The organism is Aeromonas lacus (assembly GCF_000764665.1).
GTDB classification, from domain to species: Bacteria; Pseudomonadota; Gammaproteobacteria; order Enterobacterales; family Aeromonadaceae; genus Aeromonas; species Aeromonas lacus.
The window spans coordinates 1-25,281 of sequence record NZ_JRGM01000176.1 but is presented as its reverse complement, the minus strand read 5'-3'; the positions used below and the strand labels follow the sequence as shown (position 1 = coordinate 25,281).

Sequence of the window (25,281 nt, the reverse complement as noted above, 5' to 3'; positions counted from 1 at the left end):
GCCAAGAGGGAGCGCCGCAGGACGGCGGCGCTCCCTCTGAGCAAATAGCGTGGTGTGTGACCGGTACCGCACTGCGGTGTTGCAAGATTCTTTTGCGATATCAACTGATTAAGTTTTTTTCTACACTCAGAGGCAAGTTGGGTGCTAAATGTGTCGGACTGCTGGCTTGCAAGGCGAGCCTGATTTATATTGAACCGACTCTTTTGGGGTAACTATCCAGATTTTTCAATGTGATAGGGCCGTCATACGAAGGAACGAATATGGGACATTCCCGCATAACATTGGCAACGCTACTCGCATTGGGTCTGCTGGGCACCGTTCAGGCTGCAGATCCCTCACGGGAGCCGTTTTTTGTCGAACTGAAAGGCCCTGACGAGCCCGCTCCACCCGCTGTCAGCAGCCAGCCGCTGGCCCAGCCCGTTGCGCAGCCGGTTCGGGCAACCGCCCAGCCCATCGTCCGTCAGGTGGCAACCGCCAATCCCGCCAGCTATGGCCCGATTCGTCCTACCGATACCCTCTGGAGTCTGGCGAGCAAGTACCGTCCCTCCAGCCGCGTCAGCGTCTACCAGACCATGGTCGCGATCTACGAGAAAAACCCCCGCAGTTTTGCCGATGGCAACATCAACCATATTCTGGTGGGCTCGCGTATCCTGCTGCCCACTGCCGCCGAGGCTAGCGTCATCACCGATGCCGAGGCCCGCGCCAAATTCCGCAGCGACAATGCCAGCTGGAAAGGGCTGAGCCCCAAATATCTGGCCAACAAACAGGCTCATACGGCTAAACCGGTCGCAGCAAAAGCAGCGCCGGCAAAGCCTGAAGTGGCCAAGGCAGAACCTGCGAAGGCGGCGCCTATTCCTGCACCTGTGACCGAGCCGAAACCGGCTGTCGAGACCAAGGTTGCCGATGCCAAGGAAGTGGCCAAGGTCAACGAGGCTCCGGCGAAAGAGGCCGTTGCCCCGGCACCGAGTGCGGCAAGCGGTACCGCGCCTGCCCCGCTGCCCTCCGATCTGGATAAACCGGTCGGCAAACCGGCCACCGAGATGACCCTGGCGCTGGAAGATGCCAATGCCCAGCTCGCCCAGGTAACCGAGATGAACCACAGGCTCAAGCTGCGCCTGCAATCCCTGACCGAAGAGGTGGAGACCCTCAAGGCTCAGCTGCAGGATCAGACTGCGCTGGAGAAAGAGATTGCCGAGCTCAAGGCCAAGCCGGTGCCGCCGGTTGTGGCCGAGCCCGAGCACAAGCAGAACTGGCTGATGGACTTGCTCTCCTCACCGCTCAATCTGGCGATGATCATTTTGCTGCCGGTGTTGCTGGTGCTGGCGCTGGTGACCCTCTGGCTGCGTGCCCGGGCCCGTCGTGAGCTGGAAGAGCAAGAGAAGAGCCTCTCTGAATCCACCGCAATGATGATGGATCAGGATCACAGTGAGTTTGATGATCTGCTCAGCGTCGATATCACCGACAACGAGCCGGAGCGCCCGCTGCCCGATCTCAACACCCCGGATGGCTTCATGCCGGTTGAGCCGGCGCCGAAGCCTGATGTCGAGCTGGTGTTCAGCGATGAGGGCGAGATGGATCTGCAGGGCTTCGAACCCGAGCGGATGCCTGCTGCTACCAGCCGGGATCCGGATCTGGTGCCGGACCTTGATCTTGCCCATGACGAGCCGATAGCGCTTGCCAGTGAGCCAGCCATGGATCTGGCCAGCGAGTTCAATCCCAAGCCCAAAGGTGCCAACGAGATCATGAGCGAAGAGGAGCTGCAGGCTGCGCTCTTCGCCGAGCTGGACGCTGACCTCTCTGCCGACATCGAACCGGAATTGAGTGCACCGGCGCATGCCGAACCTGCCGACGATGATCTCGCCAGTTTCGATCTCAGCGATTTCGAAGGTGCCTTTGAGGAGCCTGCTGTCGAGATTGAGGATGAGCATGCCATCGACCTGAGTCTGGATGGGGATGCCAGTGCCGACGAGATGCTGGCCGAGCTGGGTCTGGAGCCAGAACCGGTCAAGGCTAAAAAAGAGGCTGAAGCGGATCTGGAGTGGGATCCCAACGAAATGGCGCTCTCCGATTTCGAAGATGCCTTTACCGAGGTCGAATCACACCCGGCAGATCTGCAACCCCGCGAGCAGGCGCAGGAGAGCGGTTACGTCGAGATCGACAAGCTGCTGGCCGAAGCGGATGCCACCACATCAGAGCCGGAACCCTATCAGGGCTTCTCGCTGGATGTGGGGCTGGACGGTTTCCCCGAAGTGCTGCCGGAGTCCACCGGATTTGATGTGGATGCCGATGATGGCGGCGTCGGTGCCAAGCTGGATCTGGCCCGTGCCTACCTTGAAATCGATGATAAGGACAGTGCCCGCGAGCTGCTGCAAGAGGCAGCAGAGCAGGGGAGTGACCATCAGCGCGCCGAAGCGGAAAAACTGCTCAAGCGACTGGGATAATCCCATCATCCCGATGAGCTTGAACGACAAGGGCAGCCAGCGGCTGCCCTTTTTACTTGCGGCTGTGCCTGAGCTTGCGCGGATTTTGGGATTTTTGCCGCGAGATGCGTATAATCCGCCCCGTTTCTTTCACTGCTTTACCAAAAGACACCCTTATCCATGCGAATTGCCCTAGGTATTGAATATGACGGCAGCCGGTATTTCGGCTGGCAGCGTCAGCGAGAAGTGATCAGCGTGCAGGAGGAGCTGGAGAAAGCCCTCAGCCGGATCGCCAATCATCCGGTCTCCATCCAGTGCGCAGGACGCACCGATGCCGGTGTCCATGCCACCGGTCAGGTGATCCACTTCGATACCGATGCCAAGCGTGCCGAAGGGGCCTGGACTCTGGGTCTCAACTCCAACCTGCCGCCCGACATCGCCGTGCGCTGGGTCAAGGAGGTGGACGAGGAGTTCCACGCCCGTTTCAGTGCTACCGCCCGTCGCTACCGCTATGTCATCTACAACCACAACTACCGGCCAGCCATTCTCGGCAGCGGCGTCAGCCATTATCACGAGGCGATTGATGCCGAGTTGATGCATCAGGCCGGGCAGTGCCTGCTGGGCGAGCAGGATTTCAGCTCGTTCCGGGCCGTCGGTTGCCAGTCCAAGACGCCGTGGCGCAATGTGACGCACCTTTGTGTCAGCCGTCAGGGCCCCTATATCGTGCTCGATATCCGGGCCAACGCCTTTTTGCACCACATGGTGCGCAACATCACCGGCTCGCTGCTGCTGGTGGGGCAGGGGCTTAAACCGGTGGAGTGGGTAGCCGAGGTGCTGGCCGCCCGTGATCGCAATCTGGCCGGGCCAACTGCCAAAGCGGGTGGCCTCTATCTGGTCGATGTGGATTACCCGGCTGAACTGGCTCTGCCCCGGGTACCGCTTGGCCCGTTGTGGCTGCCGGACTCGGCACCGGGTACGACCAGTTTTTAGTAACTGCGCCCGAAAAATTGTGGTTTAATGACCCGTCATTTGTTGCCATCGAGCTATTAAGTCATTGAACAGACAAGGCTCGATGCGTTTTGTCAGGCACAAAAGCATTAAGGAATTCCATGAGCTGGCTTGAGAAGATTCTTCCCAAGAGCAAGATCACTGCCCCTCGTCGTCACAACATTCCGGAAGGGGTGTGGACCAAGTGCAGTGCTTGTGAACAGGTGCTCTACCGGGCAGAGTTGGAGCGCAATCTCGAAGTGTGCCCCAAGTGTGATCATCATATGCGCATCAGCGCTCGCGCCCGTCTCGAGAGTTTTCTCGACGAGCAGGGCCGCACCGAGATCGGTGCCGAGCTGGAGCCCCATGATGTCTTGAAATTCAAGGATTCCAAGCGCTACAAGGATCGTTTGTCTGCCGCTCAGAAAGAGACGGGTGAAAAAGATGCGCTGGTGGTGATGAAAGGGACCCTCAAAGGGGTGCCGGTTGTCGCCTGTTCGTTCGAGTTCTCCTTTATCGGTGGCTCCATGTCCTCCGTGGTCGGTGCCCGCTTCGTGCGCGCTGTCGAGGAGTGCATCAAGGAAGGCCGTGGTCTGGTCTGCTTCTCCGCCTCCGGCGGTGCCCGCATGCAGGAAGCGCTGTTCTCCCTGATGCAGATGGCCAAGACCAGTGCTGCGCTGGACAGACTCACCAAGGCGGGCCTGCCCTACATCTCCGTGCTGACTGACCCCACCATGGGGGGCGTCTCTGCCAGCTTGGCCATGCTGGGCGACATCAACGTAGGCGAGCCCAAGGCGCTGATCGGCTTTGCCGGCCCGCGCGTTATCGAGCAGACCGTTCGCGAGAAGTTGCCGGAAGGGTTCCAGCGCTCCGAATTTCTGCTGGAGAAGGGCGCCATCGACCTCATCATCGATCGCCGCGAAATGCGCAACCGTCTGGCCAGCCTGCTTGCCAAACTGATGAATACTCACGTCATCGCAGAGTAAAGATGAGTTCAAACATGCATCAATCCCAAAGCCGGTCGCTTGTCGACTGGCTTTCTTATTTGGAGCAGATCCATCCGGTCTCTATCGACATGGGGCTGGAGCGGGTCGGCACGGTTGCCCGTCGCATGGGGCTCACCCGATTGCCGTTCAAGGTGATCACGGTGGCGGGCACCAACGGCAAGGGCTCCAGCTGTGCCATGGCGGCCAGCATTCTGATGGCTGCCGGCTACCAGGTCGGCGTCTACTCCTCGCCCCATCTGCTGCGCTTTACCGAGCGGGTGCGGGTCAATGGTCAGGAGCTGGCCGACAGCGATCACTGCGCCGCCTTTGCCGAAGTGGAAGCGGCGCGCGGCGAGATAGCGCTCACCTTCTTCGAGTTTGCGACGCTGGCCGGTTTGTGGCTTTTCTGCCGCGCCGCACCCGATGTACTGCTGCTGGAAGTCGGCTTGGGTGGGCGGCTCGATGCGACCAATGTGGTGGAGTCCGATGTGGCCATGATCACCTCCATTGCCCTCGATCACTGCGACTGGCTGGGTGATACCCGCGAGGCGGTGGCGGTGGAGAAAGCCGGGGTGTATCGCGCCGGCAAACCCGCCATCAGCGGCGAGCCTAATCCCCCAGCGACCATCGCGAGCGAGGCGGCACGCATTGGCGCCAAGCTGCGTCAGGTCGGTATCGATTTTCGTGGCGATGAGCACGAGACCTGCTGGGATTACCACGGTCTTCACCAGTGGCGCGACCTGCCCAAACCGGCGCTGCCGCTGATGAACGCGGTCACCGTGCTGGCAGCATTGGAATCCCTCGGTTTGCCGTTGCCGGAGTCTGCCATCCGCGACGGGCTGGCCAATGCCCGGCTGGCTGGCCGGATGCAGCAGCTGCAAAGCGCTCCGCTGGTTATCGTCGATGTGGCCCACAATCCCCATTCGGCCGCCTATCTGGCCGCCCAGCTGCGCAAGATGCCCTGTTCGGGTGTGCGCCGCGCCGTGGTCGGCATGCTCAAGGACAAGGATATGGCGGGGTCGCTTGCCGAGCTCGACGGTCTGATCGGCGAGTGGTATCTGGCCAGCCTGACCGGCCCGCGGGCGGCAAGTGCGGCCCAGTTGGCACAGGCGCTTGGCTCCGGAGAGGGGCCGGCGACGACCTTTGACAGCGTCGAGGCTGCCTATCAGGCGGCCTTGGCCGTATCGAGTCCTGACGATATGGTCATTGTGTTTGGTTCGTTTTACACTGTCGCCGATGTGCTGGCGGGGTTCGCCAGCTAGCCAGCCCCTCTTTGTCGGGGGCATGCCATGAATTGGATCAAGTAAAGGAAGTAGGAGTCAACTTGGCCTCGAAGTTTCAAAACCGTCTGGTGGGGACCGTTATTCTGGTGGCCCTGGTCGTTATTTTCCTGCCGGACCTGCTGGATGGTCACAAGCTGGCGCAAAAGGAGGAGGCGTTTGCCAAAATTCCGCTGCGTCCTGAGCTTGAGCCAGCCAAGCCGGCGTTGCAGGTATCGGCGGCAACTACGCTGCCGGCCGAGCATCTGGCCAGCCAGCAGCAAGCCTCGGCCGCCCAGCAGTGGCAGGTGGAAGAGGTCGCCGACCCCATGACCCTCGGCAATCAGGGGAGTGCAGCCCAGCAGGCCGGTGCGCAGGTTGCGCAGCAGCCGGTACAGCAAGCCGCTCCTGCCAAGCCGCAACCCAAGCCGGAAGTGGTCGCCAAAGCGCCGGTTGAACAACCCAAGCCGGCACCAAAACCGGCCCCGACCAAGCCGGTCGAGGTGGCCAAGGCTCCGACGCCGGCTCCCGCCAAACAGCAGGCAGGCCAGATCAAGTCCCTCGATGACCTTATCGAGAGCAAGATGAGCCAGCCGACCACGCCAGCGCCCGCCGCGGCACCGGCGCAGGGGAGCTGGATCCTCCAGCTCGGCGCGTTCAAGAACGTCGACAGCGTCAACGCACTGGTGAGCAAGCTGCGGGCTGCGGGCTACTCGGCCCACACCTCGCCGCGCACGCCGGTGCAGGGGCAGATCAACCGGGTCTTTATCGGGCCGGATGTCTCCAAGGCCAAGCTGCAGGGGATCCAGGGGAAGATTTCCCAGATGACGGGGTTGAGCGGCTCGGTCGTTGCCTACAATCCCTGAGTGTCATTGCTCTCGCATCACAACACCGCGCCCGTCGCGGTGTTGTTTTATCTGGTCGCCGCTATTTTTAAGTGCCGCGTCGCAAAGGCAACCACTTGGTTGGGATTTGCGGGGAGTTGGGTTAGTCTGAGCCCTCTGTCACCCATAGGAGCTCAAGATGATCCTCTCGACAACCCCCACCCTGGAAGGCAAGAGCATTCGTGAATACCGCGGCATCGTGGTGGGCGAAGCCATCCTTGGCGCCAACCTGTTCAAGGATATCTTTGCCGGGATCCGCGACATTATCGGTGGCCGCTCCGGCGCCTACGAAAAAGAGCTGGCCCGTGCCCGTGAGATTGCCTTTGATGAGCTCAAGGAGCGCGCCTCTGCGCTGGGGGCCAATGCGGTGGTCGGCATCGATATCGACTACGAGGTGGTGGGGCAAAACGGCAGCATGCTGATGGTCAGCATCAGCGGCACCGCCGTGGTGGTTTGAGATAGCAAGCTTTCCCCCGTGCGTTGAACCTGCGTGTTGAAATGGCAAGCCGATAACCGGGTTATCGGCTTTTTTGTGCGCGACGTTTGAGAACAGAGATGCCAGATAGGGGGATGATGAAGATAGTTTTGAAATTAACGTATTGATTTTGTTTATTTATATTTTTTCATAACCGGCTGGCGCGGGTTTTATTTTTTTTAACTGGGTTGCCCTCATCGGCTGGACTAGAGTTGTTGCCATCAGGATGACCTCCCATCATGGATGAACCCACTTTTCTTGAACCACCATTTCTTGAAGGCGTATCAGGATGCACAAAAAATCTGCTCTGTTGACTGTTATCACTCTGGCCATCGCTGCTTATGCCGGCAGCGCGGCGGCTGCGGTACCAAACTTTACCGCTGACTGCCCGATGGACATCAAGGTCAAGTCGCAGGATGGCAATGTCTATATCAACGGCAAAAAGGCCTCGCTGAAGACCAATGCGCCCAATGCCTACTCTGCCCAGAGCGGCAAGATCATGATCGGTATCAGCGCAGATTCCGCCACCAGCGAGCCGAGCATTGATTACGCCATCAAGCACGATAACCGTGCCAACGGCATCTGCACCGTGCAATCCTGGTCGGCAGGCAAGGCCACCTCTCTGCCGATGGCCAAGGGGGATTCTCCCTATCAGGGCAAGTGGATTGCCAAAAACAGCGGGACTGGCCAGACAGTGGCCGTCATCCGGGTTGATGGCAAGGAGCAGGTGTGGGTCAACGACGTCAAGGTCAAGGCCAAGCGTGCCGATGGGGCGCTGCAGATCCGTCAGGGGATGATCCTCTATACCCTGCAGGGCGATCCGCGGGTGCGCGGTGAAAGCGAGTGGCAGGATAGTGACGCAGGCTCGACTGGCCCAATCTCCTTCGAATAAATCTGTTTCCCAATTCCGATAAAAGCGACGCAGGCCATGGCCTGCGTCGCTTTTTTACTGGTCTACTGAAGGGGCTCGCTATGAGCGGTTACACCCCGGCCAGGGTATTGCCTTCGCCGTACCAGTCCAGTTTGTCAGCCAGGGTCACGACCGAACCGATGATGATCAGGCTCGGGCTCTCTACCTGAGTGGCCAGCAGCGCCAGCTGTTGCAGCTCGCCGCGCACCACCCGCTGGCTGAGCCGGGTGCCTTGCTCCACCAGCGCTACCGGGGTGTGGCCGGGCATGCCGTGAGTCTGCAGCTCGTCCTGAATGCGGCCGGCATGGGCCAACCCCATGTAGAAGACCAGGGTCTGGCGGGGCGCAGCCAGCGCCGACCACTCCTGGGCGATATTGCCCTCCTTGTCGTGGCCGGTGATGAACTGCACCCGCTGGGCGTGATCACGGTGGGTGAGGGGAATGCCGCTGTAGGCGGCGCAGCCTGAGGCCGCAGTGATGCCCGGTACCACCGAGAAGGGGATCCCCGCCTCGGCCAAGGTCTCCAGCTCCTCGCCGCCACGGCCAAAGATAAAGGGGTCGCCCCCCTTGAGCCGCACCACCTGTTTGCCGAGGCGTGCCTGCTCCAGCAACAGCTGGTTAATCGCCTGCTGGGGTACACAGTGGCGGCCCGCCTCCTTGCCGACGAAAATCCGCTCGGCATCCCGGCGAACAAGCGCCAGCACCTCCTGCGAGACCAGCCGGTCATAGACCACCACATCCGCCTGCTGCAGCTGCTGCAAGCCGTTCAGGGTGAGCAAGCCTGCATCGCCGGGGCCGGCGCCCACCAGGGTCACGCTTCCCTTGCTCTGCACCGGCTCATTGATCAGCTCGACGACGCTCTGCTCGGCGGCCTGCTGCTGGCCACGGGCCAGTTGGCGGGCGAGGCGATCATGGCGGAACAGCCGCTCCCAGAAGTGGCGGCGGGCCAGCTTGTCCGGAATGAGTTTGACCCGCTCGCGCAGCTTGCCCGCCAGCGCCGCGAGCTGGCCGAGGTGTTGCGGCAGCATGGCTTCGATTTTCTCCCGCAACTGGCGGCTCAGTACCGGCGCCGAGCCTGCGCTGGAGATCGCCACCATCAGCGGCGAGCGGTCAATGATGGCAGGCATGATGGCGCTGCAGTGGGCCGGGGAGTCCACCACGTTGCAGAAGATCTGGCGCAGGCTCGCCTCGCTGAAGACCTGATGATTGACCTCGGTCTGGTTGGTGGCGGCGATCACCAGCCACTTGCCATCGAGCAGCTCGGGGTGAAAGTCGGCAGCGCAGACGGTAAGCAGTCCCTGCTCGGCCCAGCTCATCAGCTGGGGTTCCAGGTGCGGGGCATTGATGGTGATCTTCGCCTTGGCATCGAACAGCAGGCGCGCCTTGCGCACCGCTACCTCACCACCGCCGACGATAAGCACCGGCTTGTTTTGCAGCTGACAGAAGAGAGGGAGAAAGTCCATAACAGGCTCCGGATGCTGGCCCGCTCGCAATGCCGCGCCGGGCCAGATGACGGGGCGCGCCGTGACGCACCCCGGATGGTTGGGGGAAAGGCCCCCAACGGGAATAAAAAGGGGGAAGCGTGATCCACGCCCGGGCCAACGACAGATCCCCACCGGTTGTCGGCCACTATGATCAGCTTCCCCAAACGAGGTTTTTCCTATTGCACCGCTTTGACATGCATGTTGGCGACGTACTGATCTTCGGCCCAGAAGATACGGTCAGCGACCATGGCTTCCGGGTTGAGGGTGACGCCGCGCAGCACCCGCTCCTTGAACTTGTGATAACCGGCCCGGTCGATAAGGTGACCCATGTGCAGGTAGATGGGCTTGCCATCCAGCATCTCGGCCTCGAACTCGAACAGGTTCTTGATCACCGCATGCAGCACCTCTTCGGTGACCCAGTTGAGAAACAGCTTGCCGGTACGGGGAGTCTTCTTGCTGGTGCGTCCCCCCAGCTTGACCATGTAGAGCTGCTTGGGATCCCGCTGCCAGGCCATGGTCGGGCAGGCCAGCACGCACTCGCCACAACCGATGCACTTGCTCTCCTCCTTGACCGCCTTGCCATGTTTGATGGCGAGGCAATCCACCGCGTGGTGGCTGCACGCCTTGACGCAGGCGCCGCAGCCGATGCAGCGCTCGGCATTGAAGTGGATTTTGGCGATGCCGAGGATGCCGAAGTCGGCCATGTTGGCCTTGGCGCAGTCGTTGGGACAGCCGGCGATCACCATCTTGAGGTGATAGGGGTTGGGGTAGAGGTGCTTCTCCATCCGCTGGGCCAGCCCGGTACAGTCGATATTGCCCTTCTGGCAGATGGTGTTGCCCTGACAGGCGACGATGTTGCGCCCGCCGATAGTCTGGTAACCGGCTTGGGTGTCCGCTACCTCGATGCCGCAGGTCTCCACCTCGATCTCCCTGATAAAGGGTTCGAGGGCAGCGTTGACCTTGTCCATGTCCTGATACTTGATGCCGGGCATCGCCAGCTTCTGGCGAGTGGTGAGGTGGATCAAGCCGTTGCCGTACTGTTCGGCGATCTGCTGGGCCACCGCCAGCAGGTGGGCGGGCATGATCCCGCCGGGAATGCGTACGCTGATCATCGCTTCGCCGCGCACCTTGGAGAGGCGGTATTCGTTCTTGGCGCGGGCCTTGATGATGTCGATATCGAGACTCATGGTGTTCTCCCTCAGTCGATCAGATGCTGGGCCTGGTCAAAACGAAAGACCGGGCCATCCACGCAGATATAGGTGTCGCCCATCCGGCAGTGGCCACACTTGCCGACGGCGCAGGCCATGCGGCGTTCGTAGTCGACCCAGATGCGATCCTTGGGGATGCCGCGCTCAAGCAGGGCGAGCACCACGAAACGGATCATGACGGGAGGGCCGACCACGATGGCCTGGATATCCTCGCTATCCGAGAGATCCAGCTGGTCGATGTAATCGGTGACCCGGCCGATGCGAAACTGCTCGCTCTCCTCACCCTCATCCAGCGTGACGATGAGATTCTGGCGCTCGGCCCAGAGCGGCATCTCGTGGCGATAGAGCACCGCCTGCTCGTTCTTGAAGCCGAGGATCATGTCGAGGGACTTCACCTGTTCCGGGTGTTTGCTAAAGCGACGCAGCAGCCCCTTGACCGGCGCGACGCCAGTGCCGCCCGCCACCACGATGAGGTGCTGGTTGCGATAGGCTTCCAGCGGATAGCCGTTGCCGTGGACGCCGCGCATCCACACCTTGTCGCCCACATCGAGGGCAAACAGCGCATCGGTCACCTTGCCGACTTTGCGGATCAACAGATCCACATAGCCATCGCCATAGTCGGAGACCGAGATGGGCGCTTCGCCGACGGTGGGCAGGGAGATCTCCACAAACTGGCCGTAGTGGACATCAAAGTCGCGGGAGACCCGAAAGTTCCACTCCAGTTCGGTGTGACGCTCGATGGCCAGAATGGTGTAGGCCTTGGGCAGCAGGCGGTTTTCGACCGCTTCCTGCTGCTGTTCTGCTGTTGCGGTTTGTTGGCACTGGCACATATCAGTTCGCCCCCTGCGCGTGGTCGGCTGCGATGGTCTGTTCGACCACATCGGTCATTTTGTTGATGATGTTGCTAAAGGAGATGTAGTGAGGGCAGCGATCGTCGCAGCGGCCACAGCCGACGCACATGTGCTCCTCCCCCTGACGGGCCTTGTAGTCGTTGACCTTGTGCAGGGCGCGATAACGGAGGCGCTCGCCATGTTTGGCGCGAAAACCGTGGCCACCGGCCATGTCGCTGAAGCCATCCACCATGCAGCTGGCCCACTGGCGACGACGTTCACCCTGCTTGGGGTTCTCCGCATAGGTGAGGTCGTGCACGCTGTAGCAGCTGCAGGTCGGGCAGGAGGTGGTGCAGCGGCCGCAGCCGATGCAGCGGCTGTCGTACTCGGCCCAGACCGGATGATCGGTGAGGATCTGGCGGATCAGCTGGGGGTCGTCACAGACGCTGTCCGGGGTGCGCACCTTGACCGGGTTGCTCTGGACAAACTCCGGGGCGAAGTCATCGGATTCACCCAGCTCGGCAAAGTAGCCGAACAGCTCGGGATCCTTGACTTCGATGCGGGCGCCCTCATCGCTCAGACGAATGGCGGCGGCGTAGTCCCGGGTCTCATTGCTGCCCATGGAGACGCAGAAGCAGTTCTCGAAGCTCTCGCGGCACTCCAGCAGTACCAGCTTGAGCTTGCTGCGCAGCCGGGCGTAGTAGACGTCCCTGTTCTGGCCGTTTTTCAGGTAGACCTGATCCAGTCGGCGCAGGGCGTGGATATCGCAGCTGCGCAAGAACAGCAGGGTGGGCTTGGCTTCCACCTTCGATTCGCGCAGCTCCAGATTGTCGAAGTGGAACAGGGTCTGGGTGATGGGGAGCACCACCTCTTTCGGGGAGAAGTGGGACTTCTCCTGCCACACCAGATCGGCCGGATGGCGGATGCTGTGGTAGGTGACGTTGTCGGTGTCGGAGAAGCGACCGCCCCGATATTCGGCCGCAGGGGCCATGATCCGGTAATCGGGCAGCAGCCGTTCGAACAGCTGCACCAGCGCGGGCTGGGTGAGAAGAAACGACATAAATAAACACCTTGTCTGAGGGTGACATGCCTTGGCATTGAAAGGGGCGTGTCTGTCCCGGTATTGACTAGCCGGGAGAGCTACGCCGCTCTCGCCGCGGTCCGGTTTATGACTCATCTTGTTCAACTGACCCGATTGTTCTTGTGTGGCGGCGTGTGCGTCGCGGCAGGTCGGGTCATGCCTGTAAAACCCTTGTCAATTGAGCAGGGCCGCCTGATAGCCAGCGCACTTGCCCATCACGTATCCCATCTCCAGCTTGTTGATATCGCGGGTAAAACGGGAAACAGGGAAGTAGTCGGCCGGGGCGATCACCTCGATCTGGCAATCAGCGGGCGGATTGGCGATGAAATCGAGCGCCTCGTTGTAACTGCGATCCCGCTGCTCCAGCGCCTGTGCCAGCGCGGGGTGAGTCTTGAGCAGGGTGCGGATCATCCAGGGGAAGGGCATCGGCTTGAGCCGGTAGCCCAGCGGCTCGGAGAGGATCACCGTCATCTGGCGGGCGCCGCGGCGGTAGGCCTCGATCACCGGGATGGAGTCGGCCACCCCGCCATCGGTCATCGGCACCCCGTGCACCTGCGGATATTCGCGGGAGGCGAGGGGAATGGCGCAGCTGGCGGGCAGCACCTCATCCATGTTCTCCGGCTTGACCCGGATGTACTCCGCCTTGCCGGTCAGGGCATTGGTCACCACCGCATAGAAGGGGATGCCGCTCTCTCGATAGCGATGGATATCGAGGGGGTATTTGCGGCAGCTGGTGTGCCAGAGCCAGTGGATATCCACCAGATTGCCCCCCTTGGCAAAACGCAGCGGGTCGAGAAACTCCGGGGTGCAGGCCAGCTCGGTCAGGATGTCGTGGCTGCGGCCATGCTGGCTGGCGAGATAGGCCAAGAGGTTGGTCGCGCCGGCCGAGACGCCGATGGCAAAGTCAAAGGGACGGTAGTCACGTTCGATAAACGCATCCAGCACGCCGCTGGCAAATATGCCGCGCATGGCGCCACCTTCAACAACCAGTGCCGTGGGGGATGCGGTTCTATTCATGACGGGGTCCTCATTGAAATCGGCGTCGCAAGAGAGTGGGTCGGCGGCAAGCTTCAGGCTTGCCCGGGCGACCATTCTGGCTGCCAGCGGGGGCTGGCTATCGCAATGAGGTCATTCTAGGAGCGTGGTTTTGTTTAGAATATCTGTTAATAATGAATCAAGCGTTTTGTATTTCTAAACGATGGCGAGCCAGCCGTTGTGTCAACAGGGGCGATAAGGGATAGTCAGGGCTCTGTTTTCACGGTTTGATGAGCCCCGGGGGATGTGACTGATGACGAGACTCCTTGCCCCGCCACTCCAGCGCGGCGACACCATCGCTTTTTTCTCCCCCTCCAGCGCGGCAACCGCCTGGGCACCCAACCGTTTTGCCCGTGCAAAAGCCTTTCTCGAAGTGCAGGGCTTCCGGCTCAAGGCGGGCAGCCTCACCGGCCACCAGGATCACTGGCGCTCCGGCGCCATCGCCGCGCGGGCCGAGGAGCTCAACGCCCTTATTCGCGACCCGCAAGTGCGTTGCATCATGTCGGTGATTGGCGGCAGCAACTCCAACTCCCTGCTGCCCTACCTCGATGTTGAGGCGCTAAAACGGGATCCCAAGATCATCGTGGGCTACTCCGATGTGACGGCCCTGCTGCTCGGCATCTATGCCCAGACTGGTTTGGTTACCTTTTATGGCCCGGCGCTGGTGGCCTCATTCGGCGAGTTGCCGCCGCTGGTGGATGAGACGCTGGCCAGTTTTTTACAGATTGTGCTGGCCGACGAGGCTGGCGTCCCCTGCACGCTGCCCACCCCGGCAAAGTGGAGCGATGAGCGGCTGGACTGGGAAAATCAGACCCGGGCCAAGCTCTGCCAGCCCAACCGGCTGATCTCGGTGGGCTCAGGTCGGGTGCAGGGGCGGCTGATGGGCGGCAACCTCAACACCATGGCGGGGATCTGGGGTTCCCCCTATATGCCGGCCATCGAGCGCGGCGATATTCTGTTGCTGGAGGACAGCCTGAAATCTGCCGAGACGGTGGAGCGCTCCTTCGCCCATCTCAAGCTGTGCGGGGTGTTTGATCGGATCGGCGCCCTTATCCTCGGCAAACATGAGCAGTTCCACGATCAAGGTAGCGGCAAACGCCCGCTCGACATCCTGCTGGAGGTGGTGGGGGAGCCGACCTTCCCCATTCTGGCGGAGTTTGACTGCGCCCATACCCACCCCATGCTGACGTTGCCGCTGGGCATCGAGGCTGAGCTGGATCTCGACCGCCAGCAGCTCACCTTGCTGGAGCCCTGGTGGCAGAGTGCCTGACAGAGCGCAGTAAACAGACAAGGCCGCCGATGCGGCCTTGTCTGTTGTTGGGGGATAGCATTGTCAGGGCAGGGCATCGGCCCGGAAGCTGGCACGGATCTGCGGCACCAGCGGCGAGACGTCGAATCCCTTCTCCTCGCCCAGCACCGGATGGAGCAGGGGCTTGTCCTCGATGGGGGTGATATCCCCCGCCAGCAGCTGACGAGTGGCCTGCCCCATCTGGTAGAGCTGGCGCACCGGCGCAAACTGGGTCGCCAGATTGAGGGGATCATCGGCGCGGGTGAAGGCCATCATGGGGATCTGATAGGTGGCATCGCGCGCCGGTTTGTTGCCGTGAATGCCTTTGCCGGCCGACATCAGGAAGGGTTGGTGATCGCCAAAGGCGACAACCAGATAGCGCTTGCCAGACTGATCGAGACTCTTGAGCAGCCGCTCCAGCGAGGCCATGGCATCCACCACCCCGGTGTAGTAGGTGTTGAGCAGCTGCCTGTCACTCTCGCTCTCGTTCGGGCAGGCGCCGCTGCGCTCCTGCGCCTGATAGCGAGGGCCATCGAAGGGGCCGTGGCCCTGCATGGTGACCGCGTAGGCAAAGAGCGGTTTGTCATCCTGTTCGCTGCGTTTGAGCAGGTGATCAACGAGGGCATCGTCCGAGATATAGAGCCCCTTGTGCTCGAGAGTGGTAAAGCGGCTGTCGAACCAGCGCTCCTGATAGCCGAGCGCCGGGATCGCCTTGGCGCGGCCCCAGAATTTCTCCACATAGGGGTGGACGAAGAGGGTCTGGTAGCCACTCTGGTTGGCACTGCGGGCAAGCCCCGGCACCTGGTCCGAGAGGTAGTAGTAGGGCACCACCCCTTGCTTGAGCAGCCCCACCGGCAGGCCGGTGTTCATCTCGAACTCCGCCAGCACCGTCATGCCGCCAGTGGTGGGGGAGTGGATGGTCTTGTGCCACTGCTGGATGGTGGCGGGCAGGTTCAGGGTGGGAGCGGGGGTGCAGAGCCGCCCCTGCCAGTCGAGCATCAGCGACTCATATTGCAGCACGATCACCAGATCCCAGCGCGGCGCCGCCCCCTGCGGCGGTTGGCTCAGCTGGGGGGTGAATTCGTTGATCTGCAGCGGGTAGCGAAACACGCTGCCCTGCTCCAGCATTTCGTCCACCAGATTGAAGAGATAGAGGCCGGGGCCGGAGCGGATGATGTCCCTGTGGTAGTTGACCGCCCGATCCACGTAGCGCACGTTGGCCCCCAGCAGCTTGTTGCTGGTCTGGGTGGCAAACACGCAAAGGGCAAAGAAGGCAACGGTGGCTGCGGCCGTGCGCAGGATCCAGCGGGAGAGGGCAAAGCGCCAGCAGAGGAAGAGCGCGATAACGCCGCCAAGCAGCGGCACGACGGGGTGCTGATCCTGCAGGATCCGCAGCAGCGCCATCAGGTTGCCGAGATCATCGCCGCCGAGCGGCACACCATAGATGGCGATCTTCATAAAGTTGGCCAGCAGCCCTATGCCGGAGAGGGCGGTAAAGACCAGCCCCATGTAGAGGTTGAACCCGGCCAGTGCACAGAGGCTCCAGCCCAGCACCATGCTGCCCCAGGCGAGATAGTAGTGCTCCGGCCGAAAGCCCGACCAGAGCAGAAATTCCCCCAGTTTGAACACCACGAAGCCGTGCAGCAGCACGAAGGTGAGGTTGCCGAGCAGCAGGCTGCCGATGATGCGCCAGCGCAGACTGCGGCGCAGCCTTGGCAGCACCGCCTTCAGCACGGCGGCGCTCAGGGCCAGCACCAGGGTCAGGCTCACCATCAGGTAGGTGAGGTTGAAGCCCTGCTCCGGCAGGGTCTGCAGGATCTGGCTGAAGTCACCGCTCTCGGGGCGGTCTGCCAGCAGCAGGCCGATCCGCAGCTGGTAACGGCTGGCCAGCGCATCGTCCGGGGCGCGCAGGGTGCTGTTGAGATCCAGAGTGCAGCGGTGTTGGCGACACACCTGACGCTTCTCCACCGGCTGGCTCAGCTTATCGATCCGCACCCCCTTGTCGTTGAGCAGCTCCACCCGCACCTTGTCCCCCGCTTGCAACGGCCCTCGCAGTTGCCACTGACTGCGCACTACCAGATAGAGGCCGCGGCTATCGCTCTTGTAGAGCAGGGCGTGGCGGGTGAGGGTGGCCAACGGGTTGTCGGCTGGCCCCAGCACCAGCGGCTGGGCACGGCCAAGCCCGCTGCCGGGATTGATGAGCGGCAGCAGCAGGGTCACGATGAGCAGGCCACCGAGCAGGATCAGCAGCAGGCGGGAGAGACTCAGGGCGCGGCGACGGCCTGAGAAGGGGCGATTCATATCAGCTCATCCTTTGAGCAAGTGAGAGAGATGCAGATCATCTGCATACTATTTGACCCGATGGTGCGTGGCCGGTTCATGGATGTCAATTTAATGACCGCTTAATGAATTTTTGGTTGCACTCTGGCCCTGCATATTGTGATCCCGATCGAGAGGTTGTCCGGAATATGTGATGAAAGCGTCATCATGAACGTTTGCTGCTGGTCTGCGGGAGAGCTGCTGTTTAGTCTCTCAGTAGCGACAGGAGGTACATGTATGAATCCCAAGGTGATGGCACGGCAAGCCAGATTGCTGCGTATGCTCGAGAGCAAGGAGGAGATCCGGGTCGGGCGCGAACGTGATTGTCCGCTTCCCGTGGCGCAGCTGGTCAAACTCAAGGATTCCCATCCGTCGGTGATCAAGGTCTATCGTCACGGTCTTACCGCCGAGGTGTTTCATCTCAAGATCGATGGCCATCACTGGTGCCTCAAGCGGCGCCGCAACGATTCGCTGGTCGCCAACCTCGATGGCAAGACCGCTTTCCTCACCGAACTGGAGCGGCGCCGCGAAATTGAAGCGCTGCGCGAGTTGCATCCCACCGTACTCTCCCACGTGGTCTGTACCAGCTTTGGTTCTGCCCGTGCCGGCATTCTGGTCTCGCCCTGGCTGCGGGGCGTGCCTGTGCATCAGCTCAACGAGCGCAATCTGGCGCAGATGCTGGAGGTGCAGGGGGAGCTGGCCCGCTGGGGTTGGTTTGACTGGGATCCGAGCCCGGGCAATCTGCTCGATGACGGCGAGCAGATCAGCGTGTTCGATTTTGGTTACATGTGGCCCTTTGATCCCCGCTTCGAATACAACTCCAACGGGCTGGTCGACCCGCAATTTCATGTGCCGGAGCGGCTTGAGACCCGCACTCTGTCAGGGCTCTGGCTAGATGAGGCCGATCCCTTGCCGCAGTTCCGCTACTGGCGCGAACTCTGCCTCAAGTGGGTGAAACGGGAGATCCATCACCTGATCCGCGAAGGAGCCAGTGCCCCGGTGCTGGCTCGTCTGCACGCCCTGCAGGGGGAGTGGAGCGCCGCGCTGGCGAGCGACGAGGCGCTGGTCGCCAACTGGTGGCGAGATATGTATCGCAGCCACCGGCTCGATGTGGCTGACGATCTCAGTGGCCGCAGCTGCAGCCCACTCACTTTGCGTCGTCTCGACTGGCTGGAGCTGGCGGTGACCGACCACTACGAGCAGCTGGTCGACAATCTCTCCAGCGAAGAGCTGGGGCTGGGCCAGAGCGAGCTGCTGGCCAGATTGCAGCGCCAGCGCCGAGAGGTGATGGCGTGCCAGTTGCCAGTGACTACCTGCGCCTGAGCCAACGCCTCAGCGAAACAGAAATGAAAAGGGCACCTCGCGAGTGCCCTTTTGCATGGTCGGATTTGTCAACCGTGAGGGTCAGTCCAGCAGCTCCTGATGGAGGCGGTTGACGATCTGGCCCGCTTCGCCCTCTTTGACCAGGAAGCCGAGGTTGTGGGCGCTGGCGCCGTAGCAGATCATCCGGATGTTGTGGTCGCGCAGGGCATCGAATACCCGGCTGCCCACCCCGTTGACCTCGCTCATCCGGTTGCCGATCAGCGCCACCAGAGCCAGCTCGTTCTCCACCTCGACTTTGCAGAGCTGGCTGAGCTCGGCCAGCACCTTGTCGCTCAGTACCGGTTCGCCATTGCTCTGGCTGCCGGTGTGATCCAGGGTGAGCGACACGCTCACCTCCGAGGTGGTGATGAGGTCAACCGAGATGCGGTGACGGGCCAGAATGCCGAACACCTCGGCCAGAAAGCCATAGGCGTGGAACATGTTGAGGCTGTGCAGGGTGACCAGTACCTGCTGGCGACGCAGGGCCACGGCGCGAAACAGCGGGCTTGTGTCCGTGGTGGAGCGGATCCAGGTTCCCCCCGCCTGCGGCTCCCTGCTTGAGCCGACAAAGACCGGAATGTTCTGGCGCACCGCCGGTTGCAAGGTGGCCGGGTGGAGCACTTTGGCGCCGAAGGTGGCCATCTCTGCCGCCTCGACAAAGCTGATTTCGGGAATGGGGCGGGCCCGGGTGACGAGGCGCGGATCCGTGGTGTAGATGCCGGGTACATCAGTCCAGATCTCGATACTGGTGGCATCGAGCGCTTCGGCGAGCAGGGCCGCGCTGTAGTCGGAGCCGCCACGGCCAAGCGTGGTGGTGCGACCATCGCCATCGGCACCGATAAAGCCCTGGGTGATGACGAGGGTGTCGCCGAGCACCGGGCCCAGCGTCTGCTGGCAGAGATCGCGAGTCGCGTTCAGGTCGACGGTGGCCTTGCCAAAGCGGCTGTCGGTGCGCATCAGCTGGCGTACATCCTGCCAGTGGGCATTGACGCCGCGCTGGCGCAGCAACTCGGTAAAAAGGCGGGTCGACATCAGTTCGCCGTAGGCGATGAGGCGATCAGCCAGTTCGGCATCGGTCTGCTGGCTGGCCTGCTGCGCCATGGTGCGGATCTCGCCGAGCTGATCGTGGATCGAGGCCGTCACTTCGGCGGGGTGACCAAGGTCGGCCAGAATGGTCTGCTGAATGTCGGACAGCTTGGCCAGCTGGGCTTCGCGGCCCGCGTCGTCCAGCTCGCCCTGCGCCAGTGCCACCAACAGATTGGTGACGCCGGCGCTGGCACTCAGCACCACGATGCGGGTGGCGGGATTGGCCAGCACGATATCGGCGCAGTTGTTCATGGCCGCGGCGTTGGCGACACTGGTTCCGCCAAACTTGGCGACATTGATCGGGCTCATTGCTTACTCCTGTCTTAATTTAAAAATCCGGATCCATCGGGCAAAAAAGAGAGGAGGAGGCTGAAAATGGCAGGAATGTGCGAAGCGATCCCGGCCAGAAGCACTCCACCCGCAGAGCCCATCCCGTACCCGCCCCTGACAGGGCGCGGTGGGGGATGACCACTACCGATGACAACCCGGGGGATTCAGCCCCCGCAGCCGACACTGAGGTTTCCAGTCTCCTCAGATGTCTCGGCGCTGCTCCCCCTGACCCAAGTTCACCGGACTCTGGCGTCCTCCCTCGGGCTGCCTGGGCAGCGCTCCTCTTCTGGCTCCACCATGGCGGTGGAGTGCATTTAGAAATACCTTGCGTTGGATTGGACTGTCAATCGAGTTTGTAAAAAAGTTCAAAATGTCAGCTAACTCAACGCAGAATCAATGAGTTACACAATGGTTTTTGACAAAACCTTGGAACGACGCTGCCAGTTGTAGAGGCGTTGGCGCTCAACCGGCAGATCCTCCACCTCCAGCGGTTCGAACCCCCGCTCCCGGAACCAGTGGATGGAGCGGGTGGTGAGCACGAACAGGCGGCGGATGCCGAGCCGTTTGGCCCGCTCGGCCACCTTGGCCACCAGCTGATCCCCCCGGTTGGAGTTGCGATAGTCGGGATGGATGGCGACGCAGGCCATCTCCGCCATCGCCTCTTCCATAAAGCAGTAGAGGGCCGCGCAGCCGATGATGAGGCCATCGCGCTCGATGATGGTGAACTTGTCGATCTCCATCTCCAGCTGCTCGCGGGAGCGGCGCACCAGGATCCCTTCCTCCTCCAGCGGGCGAATGAGATCGAGAATGCCACCGATGTCCTCGATGGTGGCGGCACGGGCCTGCTCGGCGCTCTCCCGCACGATCTGGGTGCCGAGGCCGTCGCGGCTGAACAGCTCCTGCAGCATGGCGCCATCATCCTGATAGCTCACCAGATGGGAGCGGGGCACTCCGCCGCGGCAGGAGGCTATCGCCGCGCGCAGATAGCGGGCGGTGCCGGACATCTCTTCTCCCGCCTGCTCCAGCTCCACCAGCAGCTCTTCGGCCTGTTCGGGGAAAAGCTCGGAGATGGCTTCGCCGTGTCTGTCCATCACCCCCTGGGTGCTGCTGAAGCAGATAAGCTTGTCCGCCTTGAGGTCGACCGCCACCCGGCGGGCCACCTCTTCGGAGCTCAGGTTGAAGCTCTCGCCGGTGACCGAGCAGCCGATGGGGGAGATGAGCACCAGACTCTTCTGATCGAGCTGGCGGGTGATCCCCTCCACGTCGATGCGGCGCACCCGGCCGCTGTGGCAAAAGTCGATGCCGTCATCCACCCCGAGTGGCTGGGCGGTGACGAAGTTGCCGCTCACCACGCTGATCCGCGCACCCTGCATCGGAGTGTTGGCGAGCCCCATGGAGAGCTGGGCTGTGATGTCGTACTGCAGGCCGCCACACACCTGTTTGATGATGGCGAAACTCTCGTCATCGGTGACCCGGATCCGCTTGTGGTACTGGGCCTCGATACCGGCGCGGGCCAGCGCTTCATCGTTTTGCGGACGTGAACCAAACACCAGCACCAGCCGTATGCCCAGAGTCTGCAGCAGGGCGATATCGCTGACGATATTGGCAAAGTTGGGGTGGCAGACGGCTTCGCCCCCCATCATCAGTACAAAGGTGGCGCCCCGATGGACATTGACATAGGGAGTAGATTGCCGAAAGGCATTGACCAGACTGGGCTCACGTTCACGCACTTGATATTTCTTCCATAAAAAAACAGCGATTGGCTCAATATATGAAAATAAATTCACAAATCAAGACTAAATATTGATTTTGTTGGGTTTGTTGGCCAACAGGATGCCTTGCCCGGGCGTAACTGGCCAAAGTGGCAGGAGAGGCGCAGGGGTGTGAAGAGGAGGAAAGGGGTGGGAGGCGCCGGTTGATCCGGTGCCACAAACTGTTATCTTCGATGCTCCTTTTCGTCATCGTGCATTGGCACCGGTTTTTACAAGGAGTGGCTTGATGGAACATATTATTTCGCCGGCAGAGGCGTTGCCGGGGCGCAGTGAGGCCATGGTGATTGGCCAGCAGCATGCAGTAAATGGCCATCCGACTCAGGGGCCCTGGCCCGAGAACATGGCGATCGCCTGGTTTGGCATGGGCTGTTTCTGGGGTGTGGAGCGCCTGTTCTGGCAGCAGCCCGGGGTCTACTCCACCGCCGCCGGTTATCAGGGCGGCGTCACCCCCAATCCCACCTACAAGGAGGTCTGCAGCGGGCTGACCGGTCATGCCGAGACGGTGCAGGTGGTGTTTGACCCGGCGGTCATCAGCTATGGCGATCTGCTCAAGCTGTTCTGGGAGCAGCACGATCCGGCGCAGGGCATGCGTCAGGGTGGGGACATTGGTACCCAGTACCGCTCGGTCATCTTCTATGGCGACGAGAGCCAGCAGGTCATCGCCCAGCAGAGCCTGGCGGCTTACCAGCAGGCCATGGCGGCGAGTGGTGACAGCCGGGCCATTACCACCCGCATCCTGCCGCTGGCGCCTTTCTACTACGCCGAGGATTATCACCAGCAATATCTGGAGAAGAACCCGGATGGCTACTGCGGATTGGGTGGCATTGGAGTCTGTTTGCCGCCAAGCCTGAACCGCTGAACAGGTTTGTAGTCGATTCCGTAAAAAAAGTGAAAATAAATGGTCGGAGGAGGGAACTTATTGCGACCAGTCGGGACTAACTAGGTAGCGTCCAGGGATCGGATGCGAAGTCCAGACACATTTCTTGCCTTGAGAACCGCCTGATGAGTGAACGCACTGGCGGGTTGAAAATGATAGCAAGCAGGGCTGCCCATCAAGGCGGCCCTTTTCATATCTGCTTGTTTTAGCTCGGGAGGGGCGATCGGTCAGGCGATCGCGCTGTCGAAGAGATTCTTGATAAGATCGATGAACTCGATGAGGAAGGCCTTCTGCTCCGGGGTCGGCTCGCGCAGCCAGACGGCGGAGAGCACCTCTTCCAGATCGGCGACCACGGCGTCCGCCTCCTGCATGATGGTAAAGCGCACCTTGGGTGCCAGCTGGGGGTTCTGCTCGCAGATAGCCATCAGGTTGCTGGCCACCCGGCTACTGACGAGATCCTCGATGGTCTGCTCGCCACCCGCGTTCTGCTGCTGGGCTTCAAACAGTCCCAAACTCTCCACCAGATACTCGATCAGCGAGATATAGCCTTCACTCTCTACCACCATGGTTGCTGCCTCAATACAGTAACAATACGAAAATTAAGCGTATTTTAGTGGCTTGATCTAGCTTGGCAAGCAGCAGTGCAGGCGGTGGCGGGTAAAACTGACTCCGCCGCGCTCCACGCTTTCCACGCCGGTCAAGGTAAAGCCATGCCGTAAAAATAGCTCATAACTGAAGGCGCTGGCCTCGGTTGTGATGGCGCTGATGCCAAGTGCGCGGGCACCTGCCAGCGCCGTGGTGAGCAGCAGATTGCCCAGCCCCTGCCGCTGGTGGGCCGCACTGACGTAGAGCAGGCTGAGGTGGCCATCGGCGCTCAGGGTGACAAAACCGGCAGGCGCTTCACCCAGCATGGCAACCCAGCCGTGATGCTCGCGCAGCTGGCTGACAAAGCCGGGATGATGGGCTCCGAGCGCCCACTGCTCCACCTGCTCCGGGCTGTAGTGCTGGGGGCCGGTGTGGCGGATTGCCTGCTCGAACAGGGTGATCAGGGCTGGAATATGTTGCTCGCCAAGGGGGGCGATAAAGAGGAGAGGCGTCATGCCGAGGCACCCTGATCCGCTGCATTGCGGGCGGGCGCCATGGGCCGCTTGGATTTCGGCAAGCCGGCGATCACCCGCTCATAGGAGTGGTGCACCCAGCCTTGCCAGAGATCATCCGGCAAGGTGCTGTTCAGGGTCACTGTGTTCCAGTGTTGCTTGTTCATATGCCAGCCCGGTTTCACCTCGGGGTGAAGCTCGCGCAGCAACAGCGCCAGCTCGGGTTCGCACTTGAGGTTGATGGTGAGCGGGTCAGCTTGCCAATCCACCAGCGCAAACATCTTGCCCGCGATGCGGTAGACCAGGATCTCCGGGCCAAACGGGGTATCTTCCTGACAGCCCGGCAACGAGAGCAGAAAGTGGCGTAAAGGGGTTAGCTCCATGGTCTGGTCTCGCTGTGGGTGATCCGAGCAGTGCGGTTGCATATCAATCAGGGGAAAGCATCTGTTACTATGCGCTGCCGAGTATACCCCTCATCACCAAGGGAGCCTATTGGATGTTGTATCACAAGACCTTTGAGCTGGGTCCCGAGCGGGATTGGGTGGTGTTTGTCCACGGTGCCGGTGGCAGCTCCTCCATCTGGTTCAAGCAGCTGCGCGCCTATCGCGAGCACTTCAATGTGCTACTGCTGGACTTGCGCGGCCACGGCCAGTCCCACCAGCTGCAACAGGTGGTCAAGGGCCACTACAGCTTTCGGGCCGTGACCGAGGATATCGTTCGACTGCTCGATCATCTCGACATCCGCCGCGCCCACTTTGTCGGCATCTCCCTTGGCACCATCCTTATTCGCCATCTGGCCGAGCTCTGCCCGGAGCGGGTCAAGAGCATGGTGCTGGGCGGCGCCATCCTGCGGCTCGATATCCGCTCGCGGGTGCTGGTGCAACTGGGCCGACTCGGCCAGCACTTCCTGCCCTATATGTGGCTCTACCGGCTGTTTGCCTTCATCATCATGCCGCGCCAGCACCATCAGGAGTCGCGCAACCTCTTTGTGCGCGAGGCCCGCAAGCTCTGCCAGAAAGAGTTCAAGCGCTGGTTCCGCCTCGCCACCGAGGTTAACCCGCTGATGCGCTACTTCCGCGAACGCTCCCTGCCCATTCCCACCCTCTATGTGATGGGGGAGGAGGATCATATGTTTCTGGCACCGGTGCGCGAGCAGGTGGCCCGCGATCCCTACAGCCAGCTCGAGATCATCGAAAACTGCGGTCACGTCTGCAATGTGGAGCAGCCGGAGCACTTTAATCGACAGTCGTTGGCGTTTATATCCAACCAGACGGCTGCGATATAAGCCATTTAATAGATAAGGTTGGTTGGGTTGAGCGGAGCGAAACCCAACACGGGAATATTACTTTCAACCAGTTGAACACAGGTTTTGATTATTTCGAGTAGGTTCGATTAGCGAAGCGTAATCGAACGCACGGAAAGGAAATATCTCTCTTTGGTTGCGTTATTTAATCTTATCCAAGGATGATTTTTAATATATTGATACACCCCCCCTGATTTTACTGGAAAGGGGCGTTTCGCTAATCGAACCTACGGCTTTAATTAATTCTATACGCCTAAACTTCCACTTACATGCCATTTGCTTATGTTAG

22 protein-coding genes and 1 riboswitch are annotated in these 25,281 nt (G+C 61.1%); of the genes, 11 read left to right on the top strand and 11 right to left on the bottom strand.

What is annotated here, in order from left to right; all coding sequences use genetic code 11:
- The first annotated feature begins 260 nt into the window (after positions 1-260).
- The 7 genes from LG31_RS0118950 to LG31_RS0118920 all read left to right on the top strand — a co-directional run bounded on the left by LG31_RS0118950 (position 261) and on the right by LG31_RS0118920 (position 7,903).
- A complete protein-coding gene (locus LG31_RS0118950) occupies positions 261-2,441 on the top strand; it encodes a FimV/HubP family polar landmark protein (RefSeq protein ID WP_033115967.1) in 2,181 nt (726 codons plus the stop codon).
- A 159-nt stretch (positions 2,442-2,600) separates the two neighbouring features.
- Complete coding sequence (truA, locus tag LG31_RS0118945; RefSeq protein ID WP_033115966.1) at positions 2,601-3,410, top strand: tRNA pseudouridine(38-40) synthase TruA; 810 nt, start codon at positions 2,601-2,603, stop codon at positions 3,408-3,410.
- A 119-nt stretch (positions 3,411-3,529) separates the two neighbouring features.
- Positions 3,530-4,393, top strand: coding sequence for an acetyl-CoA carboxylase, carboxyltransferase subunit beta (accD, locus tag LG31_RS0118940; protein ID WP_033115965.1), 864 nt, complete (start codon positions 3,530-3,532; stop codon positions 4,391-4,393).
- A gap of 2 nt (positions 4,394-4,395) precedes the next feature.
- Positions 4,396-5,655, top strand: coding sequence for a bifunctional tetrahydrofolate synthase/dihydrofolate synthase (gene folC / locus LG31_RS0118935; protein WP_033115964.1), 1,260 nt, complete (start codon positions 4,396-4,398; stop codon positions 5,653-5,655).
- Between the two features lie 62 nt (positions 5,656-5,717).
- A complete protein-coding gene (gene dedD / locus LG31_RS0118930) occupies positions 5,718-6,518 on the top strand; it encodes a cell division protein DedD (protein WP_033115963.1) in 801 nt (266 codons plus the stop codon).
- Positions 6,519-6,675: 157 nt separating this feature from the next.
- Positions 6,676-6,993 carry a heavy metal-binding domain-containing protein gene (locus LG31_RS0118925; protein ID WP_033115962.1) on the top strand — a complete coding sequence of 106 codons (318 nt, stop codon included), beginning with the start codon at positions 6,676-6,678 and terminating at the stop codon, positions 6,991-6,993.
- 307 nt (positions 6,994-7,300) lie between these two features.
- A complete protein-coding gene (locus LG31_RS0118920) occupies positions 7,301-7,903 on the top strand; it encodes a hypothetical protein (protein ID WP_033115961.1) in 603 nt (200 codons plus the stop codon).
- Positions 7,904-7,991: 88 nt separating this feature from the next.
- Here the strand turns inward: LG31_RS0118920 and cysG are convergent, their stop codons facing one another.
- From cysG to LG31_RS0118895, 5 genes are all read right to left on the bottom strand, one after another.
- Positions 7,992-9,383 (bottom strand): siroheme synthase CysG, encoded by a 1,392-nt coding sequence (cysG, locus tag LG31_RS0118915; RefSeq protein ID WP_033115960.1) that lies wholly within the window; start codon positions 9,381-9,383, stop codon positions 7,992-7,994.
- A 197-nt stretch (positions 9,384-9,580) separates the two neighbouring features.
- Complete coding sequence (gene asrC / locus LG31_RS0118910) at positions 9,581-10,591, bottom strand: sulfite reductase subunit C (protein WP_033115959.1); 1,011 nt, start codon at positions 10,589-10,591, stop codon at positions 9,581-9,583.
- Between the two features lie 11 nt (positions 10,592-10,602).
- The gene (gene asrB / locus LG31_RS0118905; RefSeq protein ID WP_033115958.1) at positions 10,603-11,442 is read right to left on the bottom strand and encodes an anaerobic sulfite reductase subunit AsrB; all 840 of its coding nucleotides are present in this window, start codon (positions 11,440-11,442) and stop codon (positions 10,603-10,605) included.
- A 1-nt stretch (position 11,443) separates the two neighbouring features.
- Positions 11,444-12,502 (bottom strand): anaerobic sulfite reductase subunit AsrA, encoded by a 1,059-nt coding sequence (gene asrA, locus LG31_RS0118900; RefSeq protein ID WP_033115957.1) that lies wholly within the window; start codon positions 12,500-12,502, stop codon positions 11,444-11,446.
- Positions 12,503-12,697: 195 nt separating this feature from the next.
- Positions 12,698-13,540: a patatin-like phospholipase family protein gene (locus LG31_RS0118895; protein WP_033115956.1), complete on the bottom strand. Its 843-nt coding sequence runs from the start codon at positions 13,538-13,540 to the stop codon at positions 12,698-12,700.
- Positions 13,541-13,811: 271 nt separating this feature from the next.
- Between LG31_RS0118895 and LG31_RS0118890 the strand changes: the two genes are divergently transcribed.
- On the top strand, positions 13,812-14,828 hold the full coding sequence (locus LG31_RS0118890; protein WP_033115955.1) for a S66 family peptidase: 1,017 nt from the start codon (positions 13,812-13,814) through the stop codon (positions 14,826-14,828).
- A gap of 63 nt (positions 14,829-14,891) precedes the next feature.
- Here the strand turns inward: LG31_RS0118890 and LG31_RS0118885 are convergent, their stop codons facing one another.
- Positions 14,892-17,147, bottom strand: coding sequence for an LTA synthase family protein (locus LG31_RS0118885; protein WP_033115954.1), 2,256 nt, complete (start codon positions 17,145-17,147; stop codon positions 14,892-14,894).
- A gap of 255 nt (positions 17,148-17,402) precedes the next feature.
- Here LG31_RS0118885 and LG31_RS0118880 point away from each other — a divergent pair, with 255 nt between their 5' ends.
- Positions 17,403-18,488 (top strand): protein kinase family protein, encoded by a 1,086-nt coding sequence (locus tag LG31_RS0118880; RefSeq protein WP_033115953.1) that lies wholly within the window; start codon positions 17,403-17,405, stop codon positions 18,486-18,488.
- Between the two features lie 81 nt (positions 18,489-18,569).
- Here the strand turns inward: LG31_RS0118880 and lysC are convergent, their stop codons facing one another.
- On the bottom strand, positions 18,570-19,922 hold the full coding sequence (lysC, locus tag LG31_RS0118875) for a lysine-sensitive aspartokinase 3 (RefSeq protein ID WP_033115952.1): 1,353 nt from the start codon (positions 19,920-19,922) through the stop codon (positions 18,570-18,572).
- 90 nt (positions 19,923-20,012) lie between these two features.
- A riboswitch (Lysine riboswitch) is annotated at positions 20,013-20,237 on the bottom strand.
- Positions 20,238-20,344: 107 nt separating this feature from the next.
- Entirely contained in the window at positions 20,345-21,673 is a 1,329-nt protein-coding gene (gene argA / locus LG31_RS0118870; protein WP_033115951.1) for an amino-acid N-acetyltransferase, read from the bottom strand.
- A gap of 268 nt (positions 21,674-21,941) precedes the next feature.
- Between argA and msrA the strand changes: the two genes are divergently transcribed.
- Entirely contained in the window at positions 21,942-22,574 is a 633-nt protein-coding gene (msrA, locus tag LG31_RS0118865) for a peptide-methionine (S)-S-oxide reductase MsrA (RefSeq protein ID WP_033115950.1), read from the top strand.
- Between the two features lie 245 nt (positions 22,575-22,819).
- On the opposite strand, the gene LG31_RS0118860 is transcribed toward msrA, so the two are convergent.
- The 3 genes from LG31_RS0118860 to LG31_RS0118850 are packed head-to-tail and all read right to left on the bottom strand — an operon-like array spanning position 22,820 to position 24,072.
- Entirely contained in the window at positions 22,820-23,158 is a 339-nt protein-coding gene (locus LG31_RS0118860) for a DUF3802 family protein (protein WP_033115949.1), read from the bottom strand.
- 57 nt (positions 23,159-23,215) lie between these two features.
- Positions 23,216-23,692: a GNAT family N-acetyltransferase gene (locus LG31_RS0118855; RefSeq protein WP_033115948.1), complete on the bottom strand. Its 477-nt coding sequence runs from the start codon at positions 23,690-23,692 to the stop codon at positions 23,216-23,218.
- Positions 23,689-24,072, bottom strand: a complete 384-nt coding sequence (locus LG31_RS0118850; protein WP_033115947.1) for an MmcQ/YjbR family DNA-binding protein — start codon at positions 24,070-24,072, stop codon at positions 23,689-23,691. Before LG31_RS0118850 ends, LG31_RS0118855 begins: the two co-directional genes overlap by 4 nt.
- Before the next feature lie 113 nt (positions 24,073-24,185).
- On the opposite strand from LG31_RS0118850, the gene LG31_RS0118845 reads away from it, so the two are divergent.
- Positions 24,186-24,974, top strand: coding sequence for an alpha/beta fold hydrolase (locus tag LG31_RS0118845; protein ID WP_033115946.1), 789 nt, complete (start codon positions 24,186-24,188; stop codon positions 24,972-24,974).
- The last annotated feature ends 307 nt before the right edge of the window (positions 24,975-25,281 follow it).

Bases quoted from the DNA above. Each gene is read 5' to 3' on its own strand.
- LG31_RS0118950 (WP_033115967.1), top strand. From the start codon at position 261: ATGGGACATTCCCGCATAACATTGGCAACGCTACTCGCATTGGGTCTG.
- truA (WP_033115966.1), top strand. From the start codon at position 2,601: ATGCGAATTGCCCTAGGTATTGAATATGACGGCAGCCGGTATTTCGGC.
- accD (WP_033115965.1), top strand. From the start codon at position 3,530: ATGAGCTGGCTTGAGAAGATTCTTCCCAAGAGCAAGATCACTGCCCCT.
- folC (WP_033115964.1), top strand. From the start codon at position 4,396: ATGAGTTCAAACATGCATCAATCCCAAAGCCGGTCGCTTGTCGACTGG.
- LG31_RS0118925 (WP_033115962.1), top strand. From the start codon at position 6,676: ATGATCCTCTCGACAACCCCCACCCTGGAAGGCAAGAGCATTCGTGAA.
- LG31_RS0118920 (WP_033115961.1), top strand. From the start codon at position 7,301: ATGCACAAAAAATCTGCTCTGTTGACTGTTATCACTCTGGCCATCGCT.
- cysG (WP_033115960.1), bottom strand. From the start codon at position 9,383: ATGGACTTTCTCCCTCTCTTCTGTCAGCTGCAAAACAAGCCGGTGCTT.
- asrC (WP_033115959.1), bottom strand. From the start codon at position 10,591: ATGAGTCTCGATATCGACATCATCAAGGCCCGCGCCAAGAACGAATAC.
- asrB (WP_033115958.1), bottom strand. From the start codon at position 11,442: ATGTGCCAGTGCCAACAAACCGCAACAGCAGAACAGCAGCAGGAAGCG.
- asrA (WP_033115957.1), bottom strand. From the start codon at position 12,502: ATGTCGTTTCTTCTCACCCAGCCCGCGCTGGTGCAGCTGTTCGAACGG.
- LG31_RS0118895 (WP_033115956.1), bottom strand. From the start codon at position 13,540: ATGAATAGAACCGCATCCCCCACGGCACTGGTTGTTGAAGGTGGCGCC.
- LG31_RS0118890 (WP_033115955.1), top strand. From the start codon at position 13,812: ATGACGAGACTCCTTGCCCCGCCACTCCAGCGCGGCGACACCATCGCT.
- LG31_RS0118885 (WP_033115954.1), bottom strand. From the start codon at position 17,147: ATGAATCGCCCCTTCTCAGGCCGTCGCCGCGCCCTGAGTCTCTCCCGC.
- LG31_RS0118880 (WP_033115953.1), top strand. From the start codon at position 17,403: ATGAATCCCAAGGTGATGGCACGGCAAGCCAGATTGCTGCGTATGCTC.
- lysC (WP_033115952.1), bottom strand. From the start codon at position 19,922: ATGAGCCCGATCAATGTCGCCAAGTTTGGCGGAACCAGTGTCGCCAAC.
- msrA (WP_033115950.1), top strand. From the start codon at position 21,942: ATGGAACATATTATTTCGCCGGCAGAGGCGTTGCCGGGGCGCAGTGAG.
- LG31_RS0118860 (WP_033115949.1), bottom strand. From the start codon at position 23,158: ATGGTGGTAGAGAGTGAAGGCTATATCTCGCTGATCGAGTATCTGGTG.
- LG31_RS0118855 (WP_033115948.1), bottom strand. From the start codon at position 23,692: ATGACGCCTCTCCTCTTTATCGCCCCCCTTGGCGAGCAACATATTCCA.
- LG31_RS0118850 (WP_033115947.1), bottom strand. From the start codon at position 24,072: ATGGAGCTAACCCCTTTACGCCACTTTCTGCTCTCGTTGCCGGGCTGT.
- LG31_RS0118845 (WP_033115946.1), top strand. From the start codon at position 24,186: ATGTTGTATCACAAGACCTTTGAGCTGGGTCCCGAGCGGGATTGGGTG.